Here is an 18,285-nt window from a genome sequence, read left to right as displayed (position 1 = left end):
CGGGTGGTCGGCCCCGGGGACGCGGATCCCGCCCGCGCGCCCTAGGTTCGCGATTCCAGGCTTCTGCGCTGCAGGAGGACGGCGATCACGATGATCAGCCCCTTGGCGATGAGCTGGTCACTGGTGTTGAGGCCGTTGAGGATGAACAGGTCGGTGATGACCGTGAAGATCAAAAGCCCGAGGATCGAGCCGATGATGGTTCCCCGGCCACCGGTGAGGAGGGTGCCCCCGATGATCACGGCGGCGATCGCGTCGAGTTCGTACAGATCGCCGTGAGTGCTGGAGCCCGTGGTGGTGCGGGCCATGATGAGAACGGCGGCGATGCCGCAGCAGAGGCCGGACAGCGCGTACAGCAGCAGGGTGTGGCGCCGTACGTTGATGCCGGCGAGGCGGGCGGCCTCAGGGTTGCCGCCGACCGCGTAGGTGCGCCGTCCGAAGGTCGTGCGGTTGAGCACGATCCATCCGACGATCACCACGGCCGCGAAGATGTAGACCAGGATCGGCAGTCCGAGGACCCGGGTGGTCGACAGTTCCACGATCGCGTTGTTGTCCGGCCGGACGAGCTGGGTCCTGCGGTCGGACATGCGCTGAGCGAGGCCGCGGGCGGCGACGAGCATCGCGAGGGTGGCGATGAACGGCACCATCCGCCCGTAGGAGATGAGGAAGCCGTTGACGAGGCCCGCGCCCGTGCCGACGACGACGGCGCAGATGATCATCACGACCGGCCCGTACGACTGGGTGGCCAGCGTCGTCGCCCACACGGATGCCAGGGCCATGACGGCGCCCACCGACAGGTCGATGCCGCCGCCGATGATGACGAACGTCGCGCCGACGGTGATGACGCCGATCGTCGAGGCCAGGGCCAGGATGTTGACGAGGTTGGACGAGGTGGCGAAGGCGTCCGGCACGGTGACCAGGCCGACGATGCCCAGCAGCGCCAGCGCCACGACGAGGCCGAGGTGCCGCGCCTGGCCCACCTTGCTCATCACGCCGGGCGCCTTGGCGGAACCCGCCTTGCCCTCGATGCGTGCGTGCCCGTCGGCCGGTGGGGGCGTGCTAGAAGTGCCGCCGCCCGACGCGCGTGCGTTCGTCACAGCGCGCTCCCTTCCATGATCATGTCTAGTACGCGTGATTCGTCGAGTTCGCGGGCGTCGGACTCGTGGATGACCTTGCCCTCGCGAAGCACCAGCACCCGGTCGGCCAGCCCGAGCACCTCGGGGACCTCACTGGACACCAGCAGCACGCCCACGCCCTCGTCCGCCAGTCGCCGGACCACGGCGTACAACTCGGCCCGGGCGCCGACGTCGACGCCTCGGGTCGGCTCGTCCAAGAGGAGCAGCTTGCGCCCCTCGACGAGCCATCGGGCGAACACGGCCTTCTGCTGGTTGCCGCCCGAAAGGGTCCTGACCGGTTTGCGGGGATCTCCCGGCCGGATGTCGAGCGTCTGGACCAGCCGCGCGGCCTCGGTGTTCTCGCCCCGGCGGTCCACCCAGCCCAGCTTGGCGTACTTGGAGAGACCGGCGATCGTGATGTTGCGCGCGACGGACTCGTTCATCAGCAGCGCCTGGGATTTACGCTCCTCGGGAGCCAGGCCCATGCCCATCTGCACGGCCTTGGACGTGCTGCCCGCGGGCACGCGGTCCCCGGCGAGCACGACCGTGCCCGCGGACGGGCGGCGCGCGCCGTAGATCGTCTCCACGACCTCCGACCGTCCCGAGCCGACCAGGCCGGCCAGGCCGACGATCTCGCCCTCCCGGATGGTGAGCGACACGTCGGCGAAGTGGCCGGGCAGCGTGAGACCCTCGACCTTCAGCACCTCGGGCTTGCCGTCGTGGGCCCCGGGCTCCGGGCGCGGCGGGAAGACGTACGCGACGTCCCGGCCGGTCATCAGCGAGACGATCGAGGAGGTCGAGGTGTCGCGGGCGGGCAGTCCGACGGCGGCCGTCCGTCCGTCCTTCAGCACGGTGACGCGGTCGCCGATCTCGCGGATCTCCTCCAGCCGGTGGGAGATGTACACCACGGCGACGCCCTCCGCGGTCAGGTCCCTGATCACGCGGAACAGGTTCCCGACCTCGTCGTGCGCGAGCGCGGCCGACGGCTCGTCCATGACGATCAGCTTCGCCTGGTGCGACAGTGCGCGGGCCATGCTAACGATTTGCTTCCCCGCGGCGGGCAGGCGGCCGACCTCCGTACCGGGACGCATCTCGCCGTGCCCGAGGCGGCCGAGCAGCTCGGCTGCGGCCTTGTTCATCTCGCCCCGGCGGGTGAAGCCGAGCGCGGCCTGCTCGTGGCCGAGGAAGATGTTCTCGGCGACCGAGAGCCCGTCCACCAGGTCGAGCTCCTGGTAGATGGTCGAGATGCCGGACTTGATGGCCGCGATCGGACCGGCGAAGCGGACCGGCTCGCCGCCGAACGTCACGGTGCCCTCGTCGGGCTGGTGGGCGCCCGCGAGGATCTTGATCAACGTGGACTTGCCCGCGCCGTTCTGACCGAGCAGGCAGTGCACCTCGCCGGCGCGGACGTCGAGGTCGACGCCGTCGAGGGCGCGTACGCCGGGAAACTGTTTGACGATCCCGCGCATGACCAGCAGGTCGCTCACAGGGCCTCCGGAAGGGGGTCGGGGCATGGAGATGGGGCTTGGGGGGTTGGAGTGGTTCGGAAGATCCGTGGACGGTCGGTGAGCGATCCGCCGTGCGGGCGGATCTTCGTTCCGGGGACGGTCAGGGTTTCCGGAGCTTGGCGCGGGCGGGCTATGTGGGGCTATGAGGCGGAGAAGACGTGGTCGGTGATGAGCCGGGCGCCGCCGATGACCCCGGCGGCGTCCCCCAGCTCGGACAGGACGATGGGCAGGTTGCCGGTGGCCAGGGGCAGCGACCGGCGGTAGACGACGCTCCTGATCTCCGCGAGCAGCACGTGACCCAGCCGGGCCACCCCACCCGCGATGATCATGAGGCCGGGGTTGAAGAAGCTGACGAGACCGGCGAGGACCTGCCCCGCCTGGCGCCCGCCGTCGCGGATGAGCCGGATCGCGGCCGGGTCGCCGAGCGCCGCCGCCGCGGCGACGTCCTCGGCGGTGAGGTGCCCCATCTGGGCGAGCCGCTCGGTCAGATAGGGCGAGCGGGGCGCGATCCTGACGGCCTCCCTGGCGAGGGCGGCGCCACCGAAGTAGGCCTCCAGGCAGCCGGAGTTGCCGCAGGTGCAGGTCGGACCCTGGTCGTCGACCCGCATGTGACCGATGTCGCCGGCGCTTCCCGACACGCCCCGGTAGATCTTGCCGTCCACCACGATGCCGCAGCCGATACCGGTGCCGATCTTGATGAGCAGGAAGTCGTCCACCTGGCGCGCCAGGCCGGCGTGGAGCTCTCCCAGGGCCATGAGATTGACGTCGTTGTCGACCATGGCGGGGCAGCCGAGCTCCTGGCTGATCGCCTCCTTCACCGGATACCGGTCCCAGCCGGGCATGATCGGCGGGGCCACGGGCACGCCCTCGCGGAAGCTGACCGGGCCGGGCACGCCGATCCCCGCTCCGTGGAGCTGGGAGAACAGGCCCTGTTCGCGCAGCTTGCCGACGAGCTCCATCGCCCGGTCGAGCACCACGGCCGGTCCCTCGCGCACGTCGCACGGCTCACTCACGTGGCCGAGGATCTCCAGCTCGCCGTTGGTGACGGCGACGTCCACCGAGGTGGCGCCGATGTCGATGCCGACGAACCGCATATGCGGCGACAGCCGAACCATGCCGGACCGCCTGCCTCCACGGGAGGCGGCCAGCCCGGCCTGCTCGACCAGCCCCATCTCGATGAGACGGTCGAGCTCGAGGTTCAGCTTGGAACGCGACAGCTCGATGTCGTCACCGAGCTCCGCGCGGGAACGGCCGCCGTCGCGCAGGAGACGCAGAAGCGCCGCCTGGTGGACGTTCTCCGGCCGTACGGGGATGCGTTTCACATGGCCTCCGGTATCGGAGTGATGTGAGGCAGAAGTTAGTTCACTTCCGCTACCCACGTGAAGCCCTTTTTGGTGACGATTCAGAACTTTTGCTGTTATCAGCGAAAGCTGGGGGGTCTTTGGGCCGTCAGAGCATCGCCTTGAGCGAGGCGCCCGCCCGCTCGCCCAGCGCCGTCGGCCGGCCGCTCGGCCAGGATGGCCTCCCAATTGTCACGGATCGCCTCGGTGCCGCAGGTCGCCCGCCCACTCCCGGGACACCCCAGGAGAACAATCTTCTGGTCCCGCACACGATATACCGGCGTCAGCGCTCCCACCCGGCGCTCCGGGCCCCGCGATCCACCGGGACCGGCGTCGTGTCACGTAGCGGATAGTGATCGGACAGGTCGAATTCTGCTATAGTTTCTGCCCCCGCAGGTGCCTTGGGTCAACGTGGCCCCTCTTCCCATGGCCCCCCGCAACCCCCCGTGCTGGAGGCCTCATGCCCGCACAGCCGCCCCTCCGTGTGATCCAGTGGGCCACCGGCGCCGTCGGCGGTTACGCGCTGCAGAGCGTGATCGCGCGGCCGGAGTTCGAGCTCGCCGGCGTGCTCGTCTACGACCCCGACAAGGTCGGCCTGGACGCCGGGCCGCTGGTGGGCATGCCCGAGACCGGCGTCCTGTGCGGCGACGACTTCGACGCCGCCCTCGCCACCGAGGCCGACTGCGTGCTCCACATGCCACTGCCCGCCGCGTACTTCGGCGGCGACTACGCGGCCGACCTGGAGACGGTCTGCGCCATCCTCGCCTCGGGCAAGAACGTCATCACCACCACCGGCTTCATCTACCCGCAGGTGTACGGCCCGGGCGTGGTCGAGCGGCTGGAGGCCGCCTGCCGGGCGGGCGGCACGTCGGTGTACGGCACGGGCATCAACCCCGGCTTCATGAGCGACCTGCTGCCGCTGGCGCTCAGCGGCCTGTCCACCCGCCTCGACCACATCTACGTCCGCGAGTCCTCCGACTTCGTCGGCCATCCGTCCCGGCAGATCGTCATGGACCTGATCGGGTTCGGCCGCGCGCCGAAGGACTACGCCGTGGCCGTGCGGCCGTTCCGCAACGTGCAGCGGGCGGTGTTCTCCGAGAGCGTCCAGCTCGTCGCGGGCGCTCTCGGCGTGCGGCTGGACGAGGTCGAGGAGACCGACGAGTACGAGCTGGCGGCCGAGGAGTTCGAGATCAGCGCCGGGCTGGTGCTGCCCGGCACGGTGTGCGCCTCGCGGTGGATCTTCTCCGGGCTCGTCCGGGGGCGGCCGTTCATGACGGTCGAGTGCGTGTACAAGGCCGACGCCGCCAAGGTGCGCCGCTGGCCCGAGCCGGGCTTCGCCATCCACATCGAGGGCCGCCCAGCGATGATGATCAAGGTCGAGGAGGTCACGCACGGGCTGGCCGGTGCTGCGGCGCACGCCGTCAACTCCATCGCGGCGGTCTGCGCGGCCCCGCCGGGCATCCGGACGGTGCTCGACCTGCCACTCGCCACAGGACGGGGCACCACCCGGCTTGCCTGAGCGGTGTCATCGAGAGTAATAGGAAAGAAGGTTAGGAATGGTTAGGAGTGCGGCGTGAAGCGGCCGAACCGGCCCTGGTGGTAGATGAGGGGACGGCCGGGCGAGCCGACCCGCGTTCCGGTTACCAGACCCACGACCAGGATGTGGTCGCCGATCTCGGCCGTGCTGTGCGGCTCGCAGACCAGGTGCGCGGAGACGCCGTCCAGAAGCGGCACCCCGCCCGGCCCCGGCGTCCAGGTGGTGGGCGCGGCGAACCGGTCGACGCCCTTGCGGGCGAAGCGGGAGGCGAGGTCGGCCTGGTCGCTGGCGAGGACGTTCACGGCGAAGCCGTCCGCCTGCCGCAGCCAGGGCCAGGTGGTCGAGGACTGGTCGACGTAGAAGGAAACGAGCGGCGGGTTGAGGCTGACGGAGGAGAAGGAGGTCGCGGTGAGGCCGACCGGCACGCCGTCGGTCCACGCGGTCACGACGACGACCCCGGCCGCGTGCACGGCCAGCGCCTCGCGGAACCGCTGGTTGTCGACGGCCGACTCGGCCAGCGTGTCGGTCATACGGTCACGCCTTCGGTCAGCGCGATCTGAGGCGCCACCCGGTCCGCCCACCGGCCCAGCACCTCCTCGGGAGCGGCGATGTCGGATTCGAGCAGGGCCAGCCCCGGGGTCGGGACGGTCGCGCCGAGCTCGACCAGCAGCGGCCGCAGGTGCGTCTCGACGGCCAGGGAGTGCTTGGGGTCGCCCATGACCAGGATCGGCAGCGCCGTCACGCCGGCCAGCGCCTCGGGCTTCAGCCGGTCGAGGAACACCTTCAGCAGCCCGGTGTAGGTCGCCTTGTACGTGGGGCTCGCCACCAGCAGCACCTTCGCCGCGACGACGCGCTCCAGCGCCTCGCGCACCTCGGCCGGGGGCTGCGGGTCCAGCAGTCTCGGGGCCAGTCCGGCCAAATCGATCACGTCACGCTCGCCGGGGTGTCCGAGGCGCCCGGCGATCACTTCGGCCGCGCGCTCGGCGACCGTCCGCGTCCGCGAACCCTCCCGGGGATTGCCCACCAACGTCACGAAGCTCATCTGTCGCTCACCACTCATCTTCTCCCGGTTCCCGCGACGGCACCGGCCATTCCGGCCGGTGCGGTGCTGCTCAGAGATTGCCCTTCTCAGCGCGCGCGGCGACACTGGGCGCCGGCGACGTGGCCGAGATCCACGTGGAGGCGCCGGGTCAGGGGCTTCTGGCTCATGCTCGAAAAACTACGTAGACCGAACCGTAATGTCAATATTCCCTACTTGTATTCCATGGAATATCATGTCGCCGGAAACCACAGGTCCGGCTCGCCCGGCACGCGGCGCAGCCGGCCCTTGCCCTCCAGGTAGACCAGGTGGGCGAGGGTCTCGTTCGTCGCGGCCCTGCGCATGAACGGCGGGATCGTCTCCCACGGCCGCGACCAGGTCAGACCCGTGGTGACGTCCCAGCAGGCGACGCCGTCCGCGCCCGCCACGGCCGCCTCGATCTCCGCCAGCCGCCTGCCGTGGTGCGCCATCACGTCCTCGACCCGCTCGGCCAGCTCCAGGAAGCGGTACTCGTGCGCGGGCAGCACCTCGTCCACCTCGAAGTACCGGACGGCGGCCAGCGCGTCCAGGTAGTCGGCCAGCGGGTCCGGGGCGGACTGCGGGTGGACCGCCACGATCGGGGTGATCCGCGCCAGCACGTGGTCGCCCGAGAACAGCACCCGCCGCGACGGCGACAGGAAGCACAGGTGACCGGGCGAGTGGCCCGGCGTCCACACGGCCCGCAGGTCCCAGCCGGGCAGGTCCAGGTCGGCGCCGTCCTCGATCAGCCGGTCGGGCCGGCCCATCGACACGTAGTGCCGGATCATCATGGACGCCCCGCTCAGCTCCTCCACGGTGAGCGGCGGCACGCCCGAGCGGGCCAGCATCACGCGCTCGCGGGCGATCAGCTCGTCGACCAGCGCGTCGTCGTACCGGCCGCTCAGCAGGCGCGCGTCGGCGGGATGCAGGCCGATCCAGGCGCCCGAGTTCTCCCGGACGCGGCCCGCGAGCCCGTAGTGGTCGGGGTGGATGTGCGTCACCAGCACCGCGCGCACGTCGCCCATCTCGTACCCGGCGACCTTCAGCCCCGCGGCGAGCGCGTCGTACGCCTCGTCGGTGTTCCAGCCCGCGTCGATGATCGCGACGCCGTCCGGCAGCTCCAGCGCGTACACCAGGACGTACCTGAGCGGGTTGATCGGAATCGGCACCGGGATCGACCACAGCCCGGGGCGCACCCGCTCGACGCCGGGGAGGGCGCCGCTCTGCCAGGCGTCGCGCTGCTCCTCACTGGCCGGCGTCACCCTTCTCTTGTGGGTCTTCCGGGCCCGCGCGCCCGGATCCGCGTCACCGGCCACCTGGTCGCGCATCCCGGCTCCCTTCCCTACGGCCTCCGTCGTAGTCGATTGTGCACCGGTCACCGAATGTTGTTCTACTCGGGGTGTGCTCCGGACGGCGGCACCCGTAAGTAGAGCAGGGCGGAGGCCAGCACGACGACGCCCACAACCGCCCACCCCGCGCCGACGCCCGCCCGCGAGGCGAGGAAACCGAGGCCCAGCGTGGCGGTCGTGCCCCCGAACTGGAGCTGGAGCGAGTCGACCGACATCAGCGTCGCGCGGCGGGAGGTGGTCACGCGCCGGTGCATCATCTCGTTCCGCACCAGCTCGGGCACGGCCCCGGCGGCGAACATGAGCACGTACGCGCCGATCATGGCCGCGACGCCCGCCGCCCCCGTGAGCACGGCCGAGGCCGCCAGGCCGCCGAGCGCGCACGCCCCCGCCGCCGTCCCGGCGATCGCCGCGGCGACCGGACCCCGTAGCAGGCGCACCACCCCGGGTGCGATCCAGGACCCGGCGGCGCTCGCACCGAAGCCCGCCGCCGTCACCAGCCCGTAGAGGAAGCTCGCCCACTCGCGGTCCCCGGTCAGCTCGGCCAGCCGGCCAGGCGTGAGCACCTCGACGGAGCTGAGCGCGATCCCCAGGGTGAAGGCCACGAACAGCAGCCGGCGCAGCCCGCGGTCGGCGACGCCGAGCCGCAGCCCCGCCGCCATGGTGACCGGGACGTCCCGCAGCACCGAGCGCAGAGAGGGGCGGGGGTGCGGCGGCTCGGGCATGGCGACCAGCACGACCACGAAGAGCGCGACCGCCGACGCCGACGCCGCGACCATCGGCGCCGCCAGGCCCCAGGGGACGACCAGCGGCAGCGTCCCGCCCACGAGCGTGCCGGCGCACAGGGACGCGCTGCTCATGGCGCTTCCCCTGGCCAGACCGGGCTTCAGATCGGCGTCCGGCCCCTCGGCGGCGTGCAGCGTGTCCACGTACCACGCCTGGGGCGGCCCGCTGGACAGGGCGCGGGCGATCCCCTTGAGCACGGAGGCGGCCACGAAGGGCCAGAACGACCCCGCGACGGCCAGCAGGCCCATGCCCGCCATCATGAACAGCGCCGCGGCGGCGAGCACCGCGCGCCGTCCGAGGACGTCCGCCAGGCCGCCCGTGGGCAGCTCCAGCACGATGACCGTCACCGAGTAGCAGGACATCACCACGCCGACCTCGGCGAGGTCGAGGCCGCGCGCGGACATCAGCAGGACCATCGACGACATCATCAGGCCCGGCGGGAGCCAGGTCAGGGCGCTGATCAGCCCGTACCGGCGTAAGGCCGAGCGAGGCGAGAGCACGCGGGCGGCGGGCGCGGTGGCGAGGCCGGTCACCCGTGGTACCCCTTGGTCGGGAAGGCCGCCGTGTGGATGGACACGCGCTCGGCCTCCGGGTTGCCCTCGTCCTGCTCCTCCAGCTCGCGGATCATGGCCGTGACCCGCTCGTACAGGTGGGTGAGGGACGCGGGGGTGAGGCGCGCGACGTCGTCCGACATGCCCGCCGCCTCCATCCACGCCGGGCCCCACGACGCGCGGTCGCGCTCGAACCGCTCGCGGTCGCGGGCGAGCACCTCGAACTGCCGGTCGCGCATGAACCCCGTGGCCTCGCGGCCCTCGGGGGTGTCGCCCAGCTCCAGCTCGCTCCACGCGGTGTAGCGGTGGACGGACCGCCAGCGGCGCTCGCGCGCGTCGCGCTGCTCGGGGTCCTGCTCGACGAAGCCGTACTTGGCGAGCTGGCGCAGGTGGTAGCTGGTCGAGCCGGAGCTCTCGCCGAACCGGACGGCCAGCTCGGTGGCGGTCGCGGGACCTTCCATGCGCAGCGCGCCTAGCAGCCGCACGCGCAGCGGGTGGGCCACGGCCTTCAGCGTCCGGGGATCGGTGACGCGGTACACGCCCGCGGGTTCGCTCATGTCTCCAAAGGTAACTTTGCAAAGTCTCCTTTGCAAAGAGGTCTTTGCGGCTCTCGGGCGGCGGCCCGCCCTGCCGTCCCTCGGGAACACGCGCGGGGAGCGCCGCCCGCGGCCGTTAGGGTAGGCGCATGATCGAGGCCATCTGGGTGGACGAGGCCGTGACCGACCTGCGCCCGGACTTCCGCGTGCTCGTGATCGGCGCGTACGGGCTGGTCAACGGCCCCTCCGACGACCGCTCCCGCGCGTGGCTCGCCGAGGCGGCGGCCGCGGCCGTGGAGCCGTCGCACGAGAACATCGCCGCCTGGCAGGACGCTTACCGGTCGTTCGGCGCCAAGCCGCAGCGCACGCGCCCGTCCGTGGACGCCCTGGTGCGCCGCCTCCCCCTGCCCGAGATCAATCTCGTCGTGGACGCGTACAACGCGGTCAGCGTCCGGCACGTCCTGCCCATCGGCGGCGAGGACCTCGGGCACTACGAGGGCACGGCCCGGCTGGTCCGCGCGACCGGCGAGGAGCCGTTCGACGCGATGGACAAGGGCGAGATCGTCGTCGACCACCCCGAGATCGGCGAGGTCGCCTGGCGGGACGACCGCGGGGTCACCTGCCGCCGGTGGAACTGGCGGCAGTGCGTGCGCACCCGCATCACCGAGGCCACCACCGACGCGCTGTTCCTGCTGGAGCGGCTCGCGCCGATGCCGGCGGACGAGCTGTCGGCGGCCGGGGACGAGCTGGTCGCCCGCCTGCGCGAGATCACCCCGGGCGTGCGGATCGAGTCCCGCCTGGTGGGCCCCTCCTAGAAAAGGTTCCCCTCCATGGTGAGACGCCGCGTATCATGGAATGAGACGTGGCGGGCCCTCACGACCCCCGCCCGCCCATGGTCGCGGCGCCGCCGGCCAAGCCTTGGCGACTCCGTGGCAGGAACCTCACCTCCGAGGTGAGCATGACCTCACCCCCCGGACGGACTACCCGGGCGTGACCAGTTTGAACGGTCCTGGGATGATCGGGCGGTGAGCCCGCCCGAGAGCGCACACGCCACCTATTTGGGCGAGTAGCCTTGGACAGGTTCCTCATTTCAACAACGCCGATCTGCGGAAGAGGGCGATTTCCGCCGTGTCGTCTGAGTCGTCACGGACAAACCCGCTGGCCAACTTCGGCCAGAACGAGTGGCTTGTCGACGAGCTGTATCAGAAGTACCTCCAGGACCCGGAGTCTGTGGACCGTGCCTGGTGGAACTTCTTCGCTGACTACAACCCCGATTCCGGTACGAGCCGCGTCCCGGTGCCGGGCGGTGTCAACGGCGAGACGGCCGAGGCCGCTCTTCCGTCCACCGCCACGGCGGCTCCGGCACGCGAGGCCGCACCGGCCAAGGCCGCCCCCAAGGCGCCCAAGACGACTCCGGCACCTCCCCCGCAGTCCGAGCAGGCCCCGAAGGCCAAGCCCGCCGTCGCGGTCCCGGCCGAGGCCGAGGAAGTGCGCCTGCGCGGCGCCGCGGCCCGCACGGCCGCCAACATGGACCTCAGCCTGACCGTCCCGACGGCCACCAGCGTGCGCGCCGTCCCGGCCAAGCTGTTGATCGACAACCGGATCGTCATCAACAACCACCTGTCGCGCGGCCGCGGCGGCAAGGTGTCGTTCACCCACCTCATCGGCTTCGCGATCGTCAAGGCGCTCGCGGCCATGCCGGACATGAACCACTCCTACGCCGAGATCGACGGCAAGCCGACCCTGGTCAAGCCTGCCCACGTCGGCCTGGGCCTGGCCATCGACGTGCAGAAGAGCGACGGCACCCGCCAGCTCCTCGTGCCCTCGATCAAGAACGCCGAGACGCTCGACTTCCGCCAGTTCTGGATGGCGTACGAAGAGATCGTCCGCAAGGCCAGGGCCGGCAAGCTCGGCGTCGACGACTTCGCGGGCACCACGATCAGCCTGACCAACCCCGGCACGATCGGCACGGTCCACTCCGTCCCGCGTCTCATGCCCGGCCAGGGCACGATCATCGGCGTCGGCGCGATGGAGTACCCCGCCGAGTACCAAGGCGCCTCCCCCGAGACGCTCAACCGGCTCGCGGTCAGCAAGGTCATGACGCTGACCAGCACCTACGACCACCGCATCATCCAGGGCGCCCAGTCCGGCGATTTCCTGCGCAACATCCACCGGCTCCTGCTCGGCGAGGACGGCTTCTACGACGAGGTCTTCCAGGCGCTGCGCATCCCGTACGAGCCGGTGCGCTGGGTCGCGGACATCTCGGCCAGCCACGACGACGACGTCGCCAAGTCGGCCCGCGTCATCGAGCTGATCCACGCCTATCGCGTGCGCGGCCACCTCATGGCCGACACCGACCCGCTCGAGTACAACCAGCGCAAGCACCCCGACCTCGACATCAAGTCGCACGGCCTGACGCTGTGGGACCTTGAGCGCGAGTTCGCGACCGGCGGCTTCGGCGGCAAGCCGCTGATGAAGCTGCGCGACATCCTCGGCGTCCTGCGCGACTCGTACTGCCGCACGGTCGGCATCGAGTACATGCACATCCAGAACCCCGAGGAGCGGGCCTGGATCCAGGCGCGGGTCGAGAAGCCGCACGCCAAGCCCAGCCGCGAGGAGCAGCTCAACATCCTGCGCCGGCTGAACACCTCCGAGGCGTTCGAGACGTTCCTGCAGACCAAGTACGTCGGGCAGAAGCGTTTCTCGCTGGAGGGCGGCGAGTCGCTGATCCCGCTGCTCGACTCGGTGATCTCCGCGGCGGCCGACGAGCACCTCGACGAGGTCGTGATCGGCATGGCCCACCGCGGCCGGCTGAACGTCCTCGCCAACATCGTCGGTAAGTCCTATGCCCAGGTGTTCGGCGAGTTCGAGGGCAACCTCGACCCGCGCAGCGCCCACGGCTCGGGCGACGTGAAGTACCACCTCGGCGCGTCCGGCGACTTCACGGCCCCCAACGGCAACAAGATCGCGGCCTCGGTCGTGGCCAACCCCTCCCACCTGGAGGCGGTCGACCCCGTCCTGGAGGGCGTGGTCCGCGCCAAGCAGGACCTTCTGGAGCGCGGCGAGGAAGGCTTCACCGTCCTGCCCGTGCTGGTGCACGGCGACGCGGCCTTCGCCGGCCAGGGCGTCGTGGCCGAGACGCTGCACCTGTCGCAGCTGCGCGGCTACCGCACCGGCGGCACCGTCCACGTCGTGGTCAACAACCAGGTCGGGTTCACCACCTCGCCCGCCTCGTCGCGGTCCAGCGTGTACGCCACCGACGTCGCGCGCATGATCCAGGCGCCGATCTTCCATGTCAACGGCGACGACCCCGAGGCCGTGGTCCGCGTTGGCCGGCTGGCGTACGAGTACCGCCAGACGTTCCGCAAGGACATCGTCATCGACCTGATCTGCTACCGCCGCCGCGGCCACAACGAGACCGACAACCCGAGCTTCACCCAGCCGCTGATGTACGACCTGATCGACGCCAAGCGGTCGATCCGCAAGCTGTACACCGAGGCGCTGATCGGCCGGGGCGACATCACGGTCGAGGAGGCCGAGCAGGCCCTGCGCGACTACCAGGAGCAGCTGGAGCGCGCGTTCACCGAGACGCGCGAGGCCGGGAAGCGGCCCCTGGAGCCGGGCGCGGTCGTCAAGCCCGCCCCCGGCGAGGTCGTCCCGTGGTCGCACGACGACACCCCGACGGGCATCTCCGAAGAGGTGATCAAGCGGGTCGTCGAGACGCAGCTCACGCTGCCGGAGGGCTTCACCGTCCACCCGCGCCTGGCCCCGCTGCTCCAGCGCCGCGGCCAGATGGTCACCGAGGACCAGATCGACTGGGCGATGGGCGAGGCCCTGGCCTTCGGCTCGCTGCTGATCGACGGCCACCCGGTCCGCCTCGTCGGGCAGGACTCCCGCCGCGGCACGTTCGGCCAGCGGCACGCCGTGCTGGTCAACCGCGTCACCGGCGAGGAGCACACCCCGCTCAAGGCGTTCAACGAGGGCACCACGAAGTTCTACGTCTACGACTCCCTGCTGTCGGAGTTCGCGGCCATGGGCTTCGAGTACGGCTACAGCGTCGTGCGGCCGGACGCCCTGGTGGCCTGGGAGGCGCAGTTCGGCGACTTCGCCAACGGCGCGCAGTCGATCATCGACGAGTTCATCTCGTCGGGCGAGCAGAAGTGGGGCCAGCGCTCCTCGGTCGTGCTGCTGCTGCCGCACGGCTACGAGGGCCAGGGCCCGGACCACTCCTCGGCTCGCATCGAGCGGTTCCTGCAGATCTGCGCGCAGGACAACATGACGGTCGCGCAGCCGAGCACCCCGGCGAACTACTTCCACCTGCTGCGCTGGCAGGTGCTGTCGAACCGCCACCGTCCGCTGGTCGTCTTCACGCCGAAGTCGCTCCTGCGGCTCCGGGCGGCGGCGTCGGCGACGGCCGAGTTCACCTCGGGCGCGTTCCGGCCGGTCATCGGCGACTCCACGGTCGACCCCTCGGGCGTGCGGCGCGTGGTGCTGTGCTCGGGCCGGGTGTACTACGACCTGGCGGCGGCCCGCGACAAGCAGGGGCGCACGGACGTCGCGATCGTCCGGCTGGAGCGGCTCTACCCGTTCCCGGCCGAGGAACTGCGGACCGAGCTGTCGCGCTACGGCCTGGACACCGAGCTGGTCTGGGCGCAGGACGAGCCGATCAACATGGGCCCGTGGCCGTACCTCGCGCTCAAGCTCACCGAGGAGCCCGGCCTGCTCGGGGGCCGGGGGCTGCGGCGGGTCTCGCGTCCGGCCAACTCCTCCCCGGCGGTGGGCTCGCACGCCGCGCACGACGCCGAGCTGGAGCACATCATCGCCGAGAGCCTGGGCTAGTGGCCGCGGGCCCCGCGCGGGCCCGTCCACCGGCGGTTTCATCGGAAATGGAAGTCCCCCACAGGCGGTTCTGTGGGGGACTTCCCCTTATGTCTGGTCATGGCCTGGAGATGCGATGTATTTCACCGACAGGGGTATCGAAGAGCTGGTCGAGCGGCGCGGCGAGGAGGAGGTCGGCATCGGCTGGCTGGCCGAGCGGCTGCGCGAGTTCGTCGACCTGAACCCCGAGTTCGAGACGCCCGTCGAGCGCCTGGCCACCTGGCTCGCCCGCCTCGACGACGAGGACGACTGACGACCGCCGGATTCTTCCTGGACGGCTCGGGCGGCCACCGGAACGCGTAACGCGATACATCTTGAGTTTGACGAGTACGCGATATATCGTGTCTAGTGGAAGCTAGCCGTGGAACACCGTCGAAGGGGCGAGGCCGGCCATGCCCACATGGACCATCGATAAGCCAGAGCAACTGACGTTCGACGCCGTGAGCGCGCTGGACGTCCGCATCGTCGCGGGCCGCCTCGCCGTGCTGGCCAGCGACGGTCCTCCCAGCCTGGAGGTCAGCGACATCGACCCTCCGCCGCTCCTGGTCGAGCACGACGAGAACGGCCGCCTCACCGTGGCCTACAAGGACCTCACCTGGGACGGCATCCTCGGGTGGCTGCGCCCCGGGCGGCGCGCCGCCACGGTCACGCTGACCGTCCCGAAGGACTGCCCGGTCCAGGCGGGCGTGATCTCCGCGTCCGCCGTGGTGGCCGGCTTCGAGAACCGCACCAACGTGAAGAGCGTCTCCGGCGAGATCGTCCTCGACGGGGTGAGCGGCGAGATCGAGGCCGAGACCGTCTCCGGGGCCGTCGAGAGCCGCGGCCTGGCCGGCGACCTGTCGTTCACGAGCGTCGCCGGCGAGCTCACCGTCGCGGCGGGCACGCCCCGGCGCCTGCGCGTCAACACGGTGTCCGGCCGCATCACCGCCGACCTCGAACTCACCCCCACGGGGCACGTGACGTTGAACAGCGTGTCGGGCGCCATCGTCGTCCGCCTGCCCGGCGAGACCGACGGCGACGTGACGCTGCGCTCGGCGTCCGGCCGCCTGCACAGCTCGTTCCCGGGCCTCGGCAAGTCCAGCTTCCCCGGGTTGAAGTCGGTGTCCGGCCGGCTCGGCGGGGGCATGGCCTCGCTGTCGGCCACCACGGTGTCCGCCGATGTGACGCTTCTGAGGAGAGACCAGTGAGTCCCGTTTTCGCCCATGGACGCCTCCGGCTCTACCTGCTCAAGCTGCTGGAGGAGAGCCCGCGGCACGGCTACGAGGTGATCCGCCTCCTGCAGGACCGCTTCCTCGGCGTGTACTCCCCCTCGCCCGGCACGATCTACCCCCGGCTCGCCCGGCTGGAGGAGGAAGGCCTGGTCACCCACGAGGTCGTGGACGGCAAGAAGGTCTTCACCATCACCGGCAAGGGGCGCGCCGAGCTGGAGGCGCGCATGGACGAGCTCGCCGAGCTCGAACAGGAGATCTCCGAGTCGGTCCGCGACATCGCGCGCGAGGTCAAGGAGGACGTGCGCGACACCGTCCGCTCCCTGCGCGACGAGCTGACCCAGATGGCGCGGGAGGTCCGCCAGAACTCCCGTGAGGACGAGCGCGAGGCCCGCCAGGACCTGCGTTCGGCCCGGGAGGAGTACCGGCGGGCGTGGCGCGAGCAGAAGCACGCCTGGCAGGAGCAGAAGCAGGAGTTCGCGCGCCAGAAGCGGGCTTGGAAAGAGGAGTCCCAGCGCTGGAAGGACGACTGGCTGCGCGGCGTCTGGGGCGACACCTGGGAGGGCCGCGGCTCCCGCGACCGCGACGCGGAGCTCGGGCAGATGCTCGCCGAGTTCGTCGAGGAGATCCGCGGCGCGGCGGCGGCGTCCTCGGTGACCGAGGAGGCGCTGGCCACGGCCCAGGACGCGCTGTACGAGGCCGCCACCCGCATCCGGTCCGCGCTCCGATGATGATCTTCTACGGGTTCCGCCCGCCGCTCCTGCGCGCGGGCCCGCGATCCGGGGACGCGCCGCTCGCGGGCCCGGCAGAACCCCTCCGCGTGACGCCGGCGGACGGGATCGAGGTCCGCGCGGCCACCGCCGCCGCACCGGCCGTCGTCCGCGCCGTCCCCGAGGCCCCGGCCGTCGCTCGCGCCGTCGCCGAGGCCTCTTTCGGACCGGCCGATTCCCCGCCCGCGGCGGCCGGCCCGCCGTCCCCCCGCCGCTCCAGGCCCCTTCGCCGACTGGCGGCCTGACCGTTGCCGATCATTCGGTGTCGATACGGTGAAAAGCAGGTCTGAGGCCCCGGTAGCCCATTACGGTGGGTGACCGGTGAAGGTTCGTCGGCACCGCCATGGAGAGGAACCCGAACCCACAAGTCGGCACCGGCATGCCCGGCGACCGGTTGTTCATATTCGGCTTCCGGACGGCACGGCCGGACGGGCTTCGACGTGCCGTCCGGAGGCCACTTCCCTCGCTCAGGACGCCGAGCCGGTGAAGACGATCTTCCCGAAGACCTCGCCCTCGTCCAGCGCCGCGAACCCCTCCCGGGCCCGCGTCAGCGGCAGCACCCGGTCCACGACCGGGCGCACGCCCGTCTGCTCCATGAACCTGGCCAGCCGCCCGAGCTGCTCCCGCGTCCCCATGGTGGACCCGACCACCGAAAGCTGCAGGAAGAACACGCGCTGCAGGTCCGCCGGGGGCACCGCGCCGCTGGTCGCGCCGGAGACGACGATCCTGCCGCCGGGACGCAGCGACTTCAGCGAGTGCTCCCAGGTCGCCTGGCCCACGGTCTCCATCACGGCGTCCACCCGCTCGGGCAGGCGCGCCCCTGTGGCGAACGCCTGGTCGGCGCCGAGCTCCAGTGCCCTGGCTCTCTTCTCCTCCGAGCGGCTCGTCGCCCAGACGCGGTAGCCGCCCGCCCGGCCGAGCGCGATCAGCGCGGTGGCCACCCCGCCGCCCGCGCCCTGGACCAGCACGGTGGAGCCCGGCTCCAGGCCCGACTTCTCGAACAGCATGCGGTACGCGGTGAGCCACGCCGTGGGCAGGCACGCGGCCTCCTCGAACGACAGCGCGGCGGGCTTCGGCACGAGGTTGCCGCGCGGCACCGCCACCTTGTCCGCGAACGTACCGTCGTGGACCTCGGAGAGCAGCGAGCGCTTCGGGTCCAGGGTCTCGTCCCCGTGGAGGGGCGTTCCGATCACCGAGTGGACGATGACGTCGTTGCCGTCCTCGTCGACCCCGGCGGCGTCGCAGCCGAGGACGATGGGCAGACGGTCCTGGCGGATGCCGACGCCCTTCAGCGTCCACAGGTCGTGGTGGTTGAGCGCGGCCGCCCGGACGGTCACCGTGGTCCACCCGTCGGGGACCACCGGCTCGGGGTGCTCGCCGAGGGCGAGCCCGGCGAGAGGGTTGTCGGGGTCGGTGGCTGTGCACGTTACGGCGAACATGGCGGAACCCTATCCCCCGCCTTCCCCGCGACCCCGGCATCCCCCGGGCTCCCCGCGACCTCGGCATGCCCTGGGCTCTCCGCGACCCCGAACCGGTTCCCGCGTACGCCCCCGGCCGCAAAGGTATAGATCACCGCGAATTCGCTAATAGCGGCCATGGCTCACAATGCACCTATTTCCGTTGATCATCTACGTCGGCGGCGGTTGCCGGAGCAAG

At 71.1% G+C, this 18,285-nt stretch carries 16 protein-coding genes; 7 read left to right on the top strand and 9 right to left on the bottom strand.

Going from position 1 to position 18,285, the window contains the following annotated elements:
* Nucleotides 1–41 precede the first annotated feature (41 nt).
* The 3 genes from AB0H21_RS04300 to AB0H21_RS04290 all read right to left on the bottom strand — a co-directional run bounded on the left by AB0H21_RS04300 (nucleotide 42) and on the right by AB0H21_RS04290 (nucleotide 3,942).
* Nucleotides 42–1,094: an ABC transporter permease gene (locus AB0H21_RS04300; protein ID WP_358511488.1), complete on the bottom strand. Its 1,053-nt coding sequence runs from the start codon at nucleotides 1,092–1,094 to the stop codon at nucleotides 42–44.
* Entirely contained in the window at nucleotides 1,091–2,599 is a 1,509-nt protein-coding gene (locus AB0H21_RS04295; RefSeq protein WP_358511485.1) for a sugar ABC transporter ATP-binding protein, read from the bottom strand. The genes AB0H21_RS04300 and AB0H21_RS04295 overlap by 4 nt, the downstream gene beginning before the upstream one ends.
* Before the next feature lie 161 nt (nucleotides 2,600–2,760).
* The gene (locus tag AB0H21_RS04290; protein WP_358511482.1) at nucleotides 2,761–3,942 is read right to left on the bottom strand and encodes an ROK family transcriptional regulator; all 1,182 of its coding nucleotides are present in this window, start codon (nucleotides 3,940–3,942) and stop codon (nucleotides 2,761–2,763) included.
* 478 nt (nucleotides 3,943–4,420) lie between these two features.
* Between AB0H21_RS04290 and AB0H21_RS04285 the strand changes: the two genes are divergently transcribed.
* Complete coding sequence (locus AB0H21_RS04285; RefSeq protein ID WP_358511479.1) at nucleotides 4,421–5,479, top strand: dihydrodipicolinate reductase; 1,059 nt, start codon at nucleotides 4,421–4,423, stop codon at nucleotides 5,477–5,479.
* 41 nt (nucleotides 5,480–5,520) lie between these two features.
* Here the strand turns inward: AB0H21_RS04285 and AB0H21_RS04280 are convergent, their stop codons facing one another.
* The 5 genes from AB0H21_RS04280 to AB0H21_RS04260 form a co-directional block, all read right to left on the bottom strand.
* Nucleotides 5,521–6,027 (bottom strand): flavin reductase family protein, encoded by a 507-nt coding sequence (locus AB0H21_RS04280; protein ID WP_358511476.1) that lies wholly within the window; start codon nucleotides 6,025–6,027, stop codon nucleotides 5,521–5,523.
* Nucleotides 6,024–6,539: an NAD(P)H-dependent oxidoreductase gene (locus AB0H21_RS04275; protein WP_358511473.1), complete on the bottom strand. Its 516-nt coding sequence runs from the start codon at nucleotides 6,537–6,539 to the stop codon at nucleotides 6,024–6,026. The genes AB0H21_RS04280 and AB0H21_RS04275 overlap by 4 nt, the downstream gene beginning before the upstream one ends.
* 230 nt (nucleotides 6,540–6,769) lie before the next feature.
* A complete protein-coding gene (locus AB0H21_RS04270) occupies nucleotides 6,770–7,882 on the bottom strand; it encodes an MBL fold metallo-hydrolase (RefSeq protein ID WP_358511470.1) in 1,113 nt (370 codons plus the stop codon).
* 62 nt (nucleotides 7,883–7,944) lie between these two features.
* Nucleotides 7,945–9,219, bottom strand: coding sequence for an MFS transporter (locus AB0H21_RS04265; protein WP_358511467.1), 1,275 nt, complete (start codon nucleotides 9,217–9,219; stop codon nucleotides 7,945–7,947).
* Nucleotides 9,216–9,794, bottom strand: coding sequence for a helix-turn-helix domain-containing protein (locus AB0H21_RS04260; RefSeq protein ID WP_358511465.1), 579 nt, complete (start codon nucleotides 9,792–9,794; stop codon nucleotides 9,216–9,218). Before AB0H21_RS04260 ends, AB0H21_RS04265 begins: the two co-directional genes overlap by 4 nt.
* A 128-nt stretch (nucleotides 9,795–9,922) precedes the next feature.
* Here AB0H21_RS04260 and AB0H21_RS04255 point away from each other — a divergent pair, with 128 nt between their 5' ends.
* From AB0H21_RS04255 to AB0H21_RS04230, 6 genes are all read left to right on the top strand, one after another.
* Entirely contained in the window at nucleotides 9,923–10,588 is a 666-nt protein-coding gene (locus AB0H21_RS04255; RefSeq protein ID WP_358511462.1) for a phenylalanine--tRNA ligase beta subunit-related protein, read from the top strand.
* Nucleotides 10,589–10,901: 313 nt separating this feature from the next.
* On the top strand, nucleotides 10,902–14,612 hold the full coding sequence (locus tag AB0H21_RS04250; protein WP_358511459.1) for a multifunctional oxoglutarate decarboxylase/oxoglutarate dehydrogenase thiamine pyrophosphate-binding subunit/dihydrolipoyllysine-residue succinyltransferase subunit: 3,711 nt from the start codon (nucleotides 10,902–10,904) through the stop codon (nucleotides 14,610–14,612).
* 115 nt (nucleotides 14,613–14,727) lie between these two features.
* A complete protein-coding gene (locus tag AB0H21_RS04245; RefSeq protein ID WP_181871080.1) occupies nucleotides 14,728–14,904 on the top strand; it encodes a DUF6104 family protein in 177 nt (58 codons plus the stop codon).
* 139 nt (nucleotides 14,905–15,043) lie between these two features.
* Nucleotides 15,044–15,838 (top strand): DUF4097 family beta strand repeat-containing protein, encoded by a 795-nt coding sequence (locus tag AB0H21_RS04240; RefSeq protein ID WP_358511456.1) that lies wholly within the window; start codon nucleotides 15,044–15,046, stop codon nucleotides 15,836–15,838.
* The gene (locus tag AB0H21_RS04235) at nucleotides 15,835–16,590 is read left to right on the top strand and encodes a helix-turn-helix transcriptional regulator (RefSeq protein WP_358511454.1); all 756 of its coding nucleotides are present in this window, start codon (nucleotides 15,835–15,837) and stop codon (nucleotides 16,588–16,590) included. The genes AB0H21_RS04240 and AB0H21_RS04235 overlap by 4 nt, the downstream gene beginning before the upstream one ends.
* On the top strand, nucleotides 16,587–16,874 hold the full coding sequence (locus tag AB0H21_RS04230; protein ID WP_358511451.1) for a hypothetical protein: 288 nt from the start codon (nucleotides 16,587–16,589) through the stop codon (nucleotides 16,872–16,874). The genes AB0H21_RS04235 and AB0H21_RS04230 overlap by 4 nt, the downstream gene beginning before the upstream one ends.
* A gap of 222 nt (nucleotides 16,875–17,096) precedes the next feature.
* Here AB0H21_RS04230 and AB0H21_RS04225 read toward each other — a convergent pair whose 3' ends face one another.
* Nucleotides 17,097–18,068, bottom strand: coding sequence for a zinc-binding dehydrogenase (locus AB0H21_RS04225; protein ID WP_358511449.1), 972 nt, complete (start codon nucleotides 18,066–18,068; stop codon nucleotides 17,097–17,099).
* Nucleotides 18,069–18,285 lie beyond the last annotated feature (217 nt).

Origin of the sequence: Sphaerisporangium sp. NPDC051011, from assembly GCF_040653595.1 — a bacterium.
Taxonomy (GTDB): Bacteria; Actinomycetota; Actinomycetes; order Streptosporangiales; family Streptosporangiaceae; genus Sphaerisporangium.
This window is presented reverse-complemented; position numbering and strand designations above follow the sequence as displayed.